Origin of the sequence: Nostoc flagelliforme FACHB-838, assembly GCF_014698065.1 — a bacterium.
GTDB classification, from domain to species: Bacteria; Cyanobacteriota; Cyanobacteriia; order Cyanobacteriales; family Nostocaceae; genus Nostoc; species Nostoc flagelliforme_B.
The window spans coordinates 1-8,044 of record NZ_JACJSI010000267.1 but is presented as its reverse complement, the minus strand read 5'-3'; the positions used below and the strand labels follow the sequence as shown (position 1 = coordinate 8,044).

11 protein-coding genes and 1 pseudogene are annotated in these 8,044 nt (G+C 43.9%); all 12 read left to right on the top strand.

Translation table 11 applies throughout. The features are described 5' to 3' along the window. Positions 1–210 (top strand): annotated as a pseudogene (locus H6G97_RS40235) (hypothetical protein); the annotation flags it as partial. Between the two features lie 130 nt (positions 211–340). Continuing rightward, entirely contained in the window at positions 341–853 is a 513-nt protein-coding gene (locus H6G97_RS40230) for a hypothetical protein (RefSeq protein WP_190946208.1), read from the top strand. 114 nt (positions 854–967) lie between these two features. Further along, positions 968–1,294, top strand: a complete 327-nt coding sequence (locus H6G97_RS40225; protein ID WP_190946207.1) for a hypothetical protein — start codon at positions 968–970, stop codon at positions 1,292–1,294. Next, positions 1,287–1,490 carry a hypothetical protein gene (locus H6G97_RS40220; protein ID WP_190946206.1) on the top strand — a complete coding sequence of 68 codons (204 nt, stop codon included), beginning with the start codon at positions 1,287–1,289 and terminating at the stop codon, positions 1,488–1,490. Before H6G97_RS40225 ends, H6G97_RS40220 begins: the two co-directional genes overlap by 8 nt. Before the next feature lie 25 nt (positions 1,491–1,515). Further along, on the top strand, positions 1,516–1,905 hold the full coding sequence (locus H6G97_RS53795) for a hypothetical protein (RefSeq protein ID WP_242055900.1): 390 nt from the start codon (positions 1,516–1,518) through the stop codon (positions 1,903–1,905). 122 nt (positions 1,906–2,027) lie between these two features. Then, positions 2,028–2,870, top strand: a complete 843-nt coding sequence (locus H6G97_RS40210) for a hypothetical protein (protein ID WP_190946205.1) — start codon at positions 2,028–2,030, stop codon at positions 2,868–2,870. A gap of 68 nt (positions 2,871–2,938) precedes the next feature. Further along, entirely contained in the window at positions 2,939–3,148 is a 210-nt protein-coding gene (locus tag H6G97_RS40205; RefSeq protein WP_190946204.1) for a hypothetical protein, read from the top strand. Between the two features lie 16 nt (positions 3,149–3,164). Then, positions 3,165–3,563, top strand: coding sequence for a MerR family transcriptional regulator (locus H6G97_RS40200; protein ID WP_190946203.1), 399 nt, complete (start codon positions 3,165–3,167; stop codon positions 3,561–3,563). Next, entirely contained in the window at positions 3,560–4,018 is a 459-nt protein-coding gene (locus H6G97_RS40195; RefSeq protein ID WP_190946202.1) for a DUF1392 domain-containing protein, read from the top strand. The genes H6G97_RS40200 and H6G97_RS40195 overlap by 4 nt, the downstream gene beginning before the upstream one ends. A 27-nt stretch (positions 4,019–4,045) precedes the next feature. Continuing rightward, entirely contained in the window at positions 4,046–4,372 is a 327-nt protein-coding gene (locus H6G97_RS40190) for a hypothetical protein (RefSeq protein WP_190946201.1), read from the top strand. A gap of 43 nt (positions 4,373–4,415) precedes the next feature. After that, positions 4,416–4,910 (top strand): alpha-ketoglutarate-dependent dioxygenase AlkB family protein, encoded by a 495-nt coding sequence (locus tag H6G97_RS40185; RefSeq protein ID WP_242055899.1) that lies wholly within the window; start codon positions 4,416–4,418, stop codon positions 4,908–4,910. A 186-nt stretch (positions 4,911–5,096) separates the two neighbouring features. Beyond that, positions 5,097–8,044: plasmid replication protein, CyRepA1 family (locus tag H6G97_RS40180; RefSeq protein ID WP_190946200.1), on the top strand; the 2,948-nt coding region annotated here is incomplete at its 3' end.

The window sequence follows — 8,044 nt, the reverse complement described above, 5'->3', positions numbered from 1 at the left end:
TTGGCTGGTCTGTATGATGGTAATCCCAAGCGCCACACAACCAAACCAACAGCAGAAAAGTTGTTGAATGCTTTCAATGGTATAACAATGTATTTTCATCGAGACGGCAGCTACGAAATGACTCAACTCGGTGAACTTCAACAACAAATTTTAACTCTGATGGGAATACCGCAGTCACTTTACACTTTCCCTTACCTTGTACCTGGATAAGTGCTTACCAGAATCCTATCTAATTAAGCTCCATAAGCTTTACAGTGCATTAATTCCTCTTCTAGCTTTTTAAATCAGCGAACCGACCGAAATCTCGTTTGACCATCACGAATATTACACTGGTAATCAAGTGATAGCCAGCATCAGCCATGACGACAACCACTTAACCCAACGCTGGGTAGTAATGGTCAACGGTAAAGAAGTATTTCGTGCCAACACTCTAATGCGTTGCGATCGCTTCATCTGCACTCATTACAAAGATGGCTCATTACCTGTGCAGGAACAACTTGCAACACCATGCACCACTGGTAACGAAGTCATGGCGCAGATTTTCGATAAATGCGAAAAGTACGGTTACGAAATCCTCGACGATGGGATTTACCACAACAACATGAGACTGGACCAAGTTGGATGCACCAATGGAGACTGGTGGGTGATGCGTACTGGGGAATGGCAGCAAATGCCGTGTAGCTCTGCGGTGGAAGCAGTTCAATCGCTGTCGATAGTGGAAACTTCACCCAGCATTGAGCCAACATTTGAAGAACTGCTAGACCGACCGTTTGAGATGCTGGCTCCTGATGAATGGCAACGGTTACGGATGTATAAGCCATCCACAAAAAGCCGTGAGTTAGTAACAGCGTAAAGAGTAGACTTCGCCTGGGAAAAGGTTTTTGGAGTTGGGTTAAAGGGAAATTTCTTAATTCCCTTCCCCTTTGCCCTTTCTTCCCCTCAATAATCCCTTCATTCACCAATCAATATGCAATCCACAATCTCAATCCCTCAACACTGGGGCTACCCTCGCTTTGCCTTGGAACAGCGTACACAACAGGGCTTAATTCTAGGACTTTACTACTATCCGAATGGTGCAGAGTTGGCTGAACAATTTGATAAAGGATGGCGTTATGTGCTGATGCCTAACAAGAATTCTGACGAGATATCGTACTTGCAAGAGGATCAAATCCAACCGCTTTCCCCACAGGAATTATTCTTACAGATACGCGCAGAGATTGAGCTTTATCAACAACAGATAAATATTCTCAAGCAACAGTTAGCCGTATTAACCGGAGGTTTCACAAATGCCTAAAACGGTTGACAAAAGCTTTGACCGTAGAGCCAATCATTTGCTGCGTTCCATTCGCCTTTGTGGTGGTTGTGTGCCTCTACACCGTCTTCAGTTTCAATTCTCAGATTCAGTCATTCAAACCCTGCTAGATAGAGAACTGGTGCAAATACAGAACACTGGACGCGGTTTTTTGTTGGAGATTGCCGAGGATTTTTAGGTTATTAATTCCAGAGGATAAAATTATGAAACTTTACGCAAAGAGCATTGCACAGACTTTACCTGATTGGGCAACTGTCGTCACACATAGTGCAGATTTATTTGAGATTGAAATCAACGATGAACATCCTAATTTTCAATCTCTGCTTGAAGAATTAGAAACCGAGATTGAGCCAGGAATTATGGGAGTGAAAGCGGAGAATTTATGCTCACGATTGGGCATAGAAATGTCTAGCCCATATCTCCAACAATTACTTGAACAAGCCCAAACCCTGATATCTCTTATTGCTACGCACCCAGACTACAAACAACTACTAGACCAGGGATATCAACCGGATTTAAACATTGCTGATGCTCAAACTGCGCTCACCTATTTGCAATGGGAATTAGAGCGTAATCGAGAACCTTCTATTTAGTAGAAAAGCGTTCACCTGAATAAGTGCCGCTTATTCAGATGAACGCACGGAAGTTTTTCTCCCGCTACAGAATTCCCATTATACACAGACTACCAATCCATGAAACTTAACCGAGGTGAAATATGATTGCTGAAATCAAACTAGGTTTATGCAACCCTCCAGAACCCATCTATTTATTTGTCAATCAAGGGGAGGTAGATGGCGAATCTTTCGTTTGGTACAAGTTTAATATCAGCCAGGATAAGAAAATCCCTGTTACCCAAAGGGCATTAACTGGATATCTGTCAGAACTGCGATTGACCACTAAAGAGTTCAAAGGGAAGGACAATCTGAAGCTGGATATTGTTATCAGTGCCGATGAACTTTATATCGTCAGAACTGGTGTTGAAACCAACTTCGCCAAAAGCTTCCTTCTCGCTGCATCAATTGTTCAAGATTTTTCTAAGCCACTGATTATCGTTGCTAATGCTGGCGACGAGAACACAGTTTTCTGCAATCTTTACGATGCTGCAACCAAAACTAAGATTTACAGGGAATGGAGTAGAGATTTGGATTGGGCAACTATCATTCGTGACATTCAATCTTTATTGGGTGCAACTTCAAACTCGATTCCCGAACCCCCACTGACTCCACCAAAACTTAGTGTAGTTCCTCAATCAGTACACCCACAGGATTTGCGAGTTAAAAATATTCGCACTTTGCTTGATTATCCACTTGATTTGGTCAGAGAGTGGTTGCAATTCCAGGATGTTGACCGCCCAAGTTTACTTGATATTAATCAGATTAATGAACTAATCAAAACCATGTGTTTAGCTTGGGCAGCAAACAAGTGTGAATATCCCAATCATGCGGAGTCTTCGTATCAAAAGCAGGTTGTTGGCGCTGTTGCTAGCGGTGCTGATGAATTAACGGCAATCAACACATGGATGCAACAGTTGCAAGCTTCAAAAGCCGGAGCGGTGTAAATCAGAAGTCAGGGTTCAGAAAAAGTTTTATTTCTGAATCCTGAATTAATCAGATAGGAATAAAAACCATGAAAGTCATTGTCACAGTAGTTGAAAAAATCACAAGTGAAGCGCACATCGATATCCCTGATGGGCTAAATCAATCCGCAATTAAACAGCATATAGTAGACCGCTACAACACTGGGGCAATGTCCATAGATATGAACATCTTCCAAGTGGAATTTGAATCTATCAACGCTCAGATTGTTCAAGAAAATTCTTCTCCTAAATCTGCATAAACATTAGAGGTAATAAATGAATCCCAAATGGACTGACCAAGAAATAGCAATTGTTGAAGCTAAAGCTGAACTTTATACCCCTAAGCAAATAGCTTCAATCTTAAAAAGACATGGCTATTTCCGTACTCCAATTGCTATCGCTACTAAGCTTTGGGCTTTAGGTTATTCTACAAGCCCCTTTCTCGATAACTATAGTAGTGCTGAAATCGCCCGTGTTCTATGTGTGCATTCCACTACTGTTTCTGGCTGGGTGCGCCGTGGTTGGTTGAAAACTAGTCGTCGTTCTTCTAAACGTTATCAAGTTCGTAGATGGCATCTCAAAAACTTTTTTGACAATCCCCCACAACATCTAAAAAAACGTATTGCCTCTATTGACTCCGAAGCAATTAATTACTTATTGGGGAGAAAAACATGATTGACCACATTAACGCACTCAAAACAAGTTGGTATCTCTCCCCACCCTGGGGCAAAAAAATTCCACCCGTTGAGGTGAATTTACTGGAAAGAGTTTATCTGAGAACCACAAGAACATTCGGCTATTGCTGCGGTATGCAATGGAAACATGAATGTTGGATTTATTCCATCGACTGCCGTAATGAAATACTTCACGCCACACAAAATCAAATAATTGGGACGGGAGAATTAGAAGCCATCAGTGTGCAAAAACCTGCTTTTGTTCTGGGCGAAAGAGTGATGCTTTGTTTTCACGATAAGGGAACAAAACAACGGCTGATTCTGGGGATTGGGCTGGTAAATAATTCTTGGTTTTACGTTGTTGAATTGATGTCGCCAACTTTAACTCAATCACGGACTATATATAATCGCTTCTCACTAATTGGTGAAAAAAGTTTAGTGCGGGTAAATGTTTAATTCTCTCTAATCACACAACGAAAAATTATGTCGCAAATTGAAATCAGCCAAATCATCGAACAGATATCTGAAGAGATTGAAGTTGATACTAATGGTCAGGCTAAAGCCAGTATTCGAGCAACTGCAAGACTGGCTGGGGTCAGCGCTGTGGCAATTCTCAAGACCTTAGACAGCGTTAACCTAGAACCTTCTAAACTGGCTCAAATGCCTATGGATTCAGGGTTTGAAGCTGTTAACCTAACCGAATGGAGAACCGATGGAATCCCTGATATAGCAATCGCAATTATCTTAGAGTACTACGCTTACGAAGCTGGTAGATACTGCACTAAACAAGCCAATTACTTACTACTCTGATTTCTTAACTCTTGAACTTGCAAACGAACTCTACCAACACTGCTTGAAACTGGAATGGCAGCAAAATAAAATCAGAATCGCGGGTAAAACGATGCCCGTCCCTCGCCTTGAATGTATTTACGGTGATGCCGGATGCGATTACCTCTACTCCAACAGCGTGTTCTTAAAACCCCTGACTTGGACAGATGCTCTGGCTAACTTGCGGGACAGAATTACTGCGTTGACTGGCTACAAATTCCGCATCGTCATCGGCAACCAATACCGCACGGGGACTGATTCTATCGGTTGGCACGCTGACAATGAACCATTGATGGGATCTAACCCTGCAATCGTATCAGTCAGCTTGGGTTCATGTCGCAAATTCCAAATCAAACCGAGAAATGGCAAACCCACTGACTTCTGGCTGGAACACGGCAGTTTACTCGTGATGCACCCCGGTTGTCAATCCACACATCTGCATCAAGTTCCCAAAACCAACAAAGTGGTTAGCACACGTATTAATCTCACATTTCGACCACATACAGCCAGAAGCAGATAATTCTGATTTTTTCAATCTGAGCAGATAAACAATAGCACTTCAAAAAAGCTGTCAACCCTGATTCTATATCAGATTCACTGGCTGACAGCATCAATTTTTCGTGCAATTGATTTTTTCTAAGTCATCTACAATCACAACTTCTTAGTTTGTTTGTACTATCTTATTCCCTCAAAAAGGAGTCAAATCATGGGAGAAGCAAAACGTCGTCGGTTATTAGATCCTAATTATGGCTTACCTAAAATACCCAATACTTCTGAACCAACCTCAAAAGAAGTTTTCAAAAAACAAACTGATTCCAAAACTGTACCTAAAAATCACTTCATCAATTCTCATTATGAATTACCAAAGCATTATCTAAATTTACGTGGCTCCTCGAACCAAAATGATGCTGTTCATTTGAGCCACACAATTGATACACATCAGAATCCAAACAGTGAATTAGCTCCCAACCACTGGCATGAATGGGTGGTCAATTCTGCCGTTGACCCCAAACTCACTGCCCTAAATGTCCACTCTTTAAGTGGTTCGGAAGTCTACGAGTACCTTTTATACGCCCTACCCCAAACCGCTCGACGCAACGATGGGCGACTGCGCGATGGGTACTTGAAAAGATATGCCCACGTAGAGTCGGGCGCATGGTGGGTTAGTGGACTCGACCCTCTCAATAATTGGCTACCGATGGACTGGGGACGGATGAAACCAGATTATCCTCGTTTGGAATGGGATAAAACAACCCTTGAACAAACTCAAAAGCCCGTTAAATACGAGTCACCCCCCAAAACTCCCAACCGAGTCACCTACCTGAGAGTCCCTCTGCACATTTGGCGCTTGATATCGTTGAGGTATGACGTGCCGATGCCAGAGCATATTACCGTTACCTCTGAAGGTGAAGCTTTAGGGTTTTGGGCTTGGGTCATGGCACACCCCGAAATCCCTGTATGCCTTACGGAGGGCGAGAAGAAGGCTGCTTGTCTCCTAACTTTAGGGTATGTAGCCATCGCACTCCCTGGAATCTGGAACGGTCGCGTGGGCAAGGAAGACTTGGAATACCTGCACCCCGATTTAGTCCCAATGGCTCAACGCAAGCGTAAGTTTGTCATTCTTTTCGACTACGAAAGCAAGCCCAAAACCAAACAGCAGGTTTTTGCTGCTACTCGTCGCACCTGTCAAGTCATTCTCCAACTTGCCTGTCAATGCGAAGTAGCGTTACTGCCAGGGCCAGAAAAAGGAATTGATGATTGGGTTGTGGCTTTGGGCAAGAAAGCAGACAAAGCAGTGTCCACGATGATTGCTGATGCATTGCGAATCAGCGAATTAAACCAAAGATTTTTCGTGAATCGTGCCAGAGGACTTCGCAAATTCAAACCTAATATTGTCGTTAATACCCGCTATCTGTCCACAGTCATCCAATCTCTGCCTCAGTCGGGGTTAGTTGGTTTGGCTTCTGACATGGGGACAGGCAAAACTGAAATCTTGGCAATGGTTAGAAAAGATAACCCTGACTTGAGCTTTTTGAACAACGGGCATCGGGTTACTTTGCTAAAAAATCTCAGTGATCGCTTGCAAACTGCCATGTACTCTGCGATTTCTTGCGGCGACTGGGCTAAAGCAAAAGCTCTCAGCATCACGGTAGACTCGCTGTATAAAATGGCAAACGATTTACAGGCTTATGACATCTTATTTATTGATGAAGCCTGCCAGTATCTCGCCCATCTGCTCAAGTCCAAAACTTGCAAAGAACACCGGGGGGCTATTCTGGAAGTACTGGAGTATCTGGTCTACAATGCCAAGTTGGTTGTTTTGGCAGATGCCCACTTGGATGATTTGACCATTGAGTTTTTCATGCAAATGCGACCGGCGGATGAAAAACCCTACATCATCAAAAACGAATATCGTTCAGGTGGTCGTCAAGTTTATTGGTACGAGGGGAAAAACAGTAGCGCAATCGTTGCAGAGTTCCACGCTCAGTTGATGCTGGGTAAAAAGTTGATGATGGTCAGCGACAGCAAGCGGTTTATCAAAAAGCTGGAACGAGGGCTCAATGATGGTTCAGCAATTGATGACGCTGATGAAACACCCGAATCAGCCGAAGACCGCAAGTTACGGGTGTGGGCTATTCACTCCGAGAACAGTGGCAGTGAGGAAAATGTCATTTTCATTACAGAGATTAACATTGCCATTAAGGATATCGATGCTTTTTTAATTACTCCCAGTCTCAGTTCAGGGGTTGACATTTCCAGCTATCATTTTGATGCCGTGTTTGGTGTGTTTCATGCTGTTTCACAGTCGGCTACAGAATGCGCCCAGCAATTATGGCGGTATCGTCCAGATGTCCCCATGTATGTTTGGGTGGCTCCTCGTCCTCCCTTTGGTTACGCCGAAACCAATGCCCGTCGCATCAAGGAAAAGATTCTTCAGAAAAACGAGATGACCGCTTTTCTGATTCGCATTAACCGCGAGACGGGCAAACGTGGGGCTGAGAAGGATTGGGCATTGGATGCTTCTTGCCAAATTGAAGCACAGCGCAATTGGTCGATCAATAATCTACGTTCCGATCTGCGGTCGCTATTAGAGGAAATGGGTAATACGATTATTCCCTTGGGCGACAGTGGTGATGAAGCGACTTCGCGGTGGATGAAAGCGGCGGGTATCGCCATTGATGAGGAGCATTATCGCAAAGTGGCTAATGCCAAAGATATTGACAGAAGGACTTACACCAGTAGGCAGCATCAGGATTATCTCAAACCGGAGGAAGTTTTGGAGTGCGAGAAGTTTCGCATACAAGACACTTACGGCATGAGCGTAACCCCGGAACTGGTGGAGAAAGATGACTCTGGGCGGTTAATTAAAAAGATTGTCGCGCTGGAGGCGATATTGGCAGCGCCGGGGGAAATGATTACTGATGACGACCTTGGGCGGGAGTGTGTTTCACCGCCGACTGTTGTTGTAGAACGGGACTTGGGGGAACGGGAGCGATTAGCTATTTGCACAGACTGGAGCAATCATTCTACCGCGTGGTTGATGCGTCATCGGCTCGGACTTAGGGCTGTGCTGTTGGATCTGATGGCTGGGGTTGAGATTAAAGGCGACGAGGCAATGATTCAGGCTTTGGCTGAGTTCTCTAAGCGCAATGC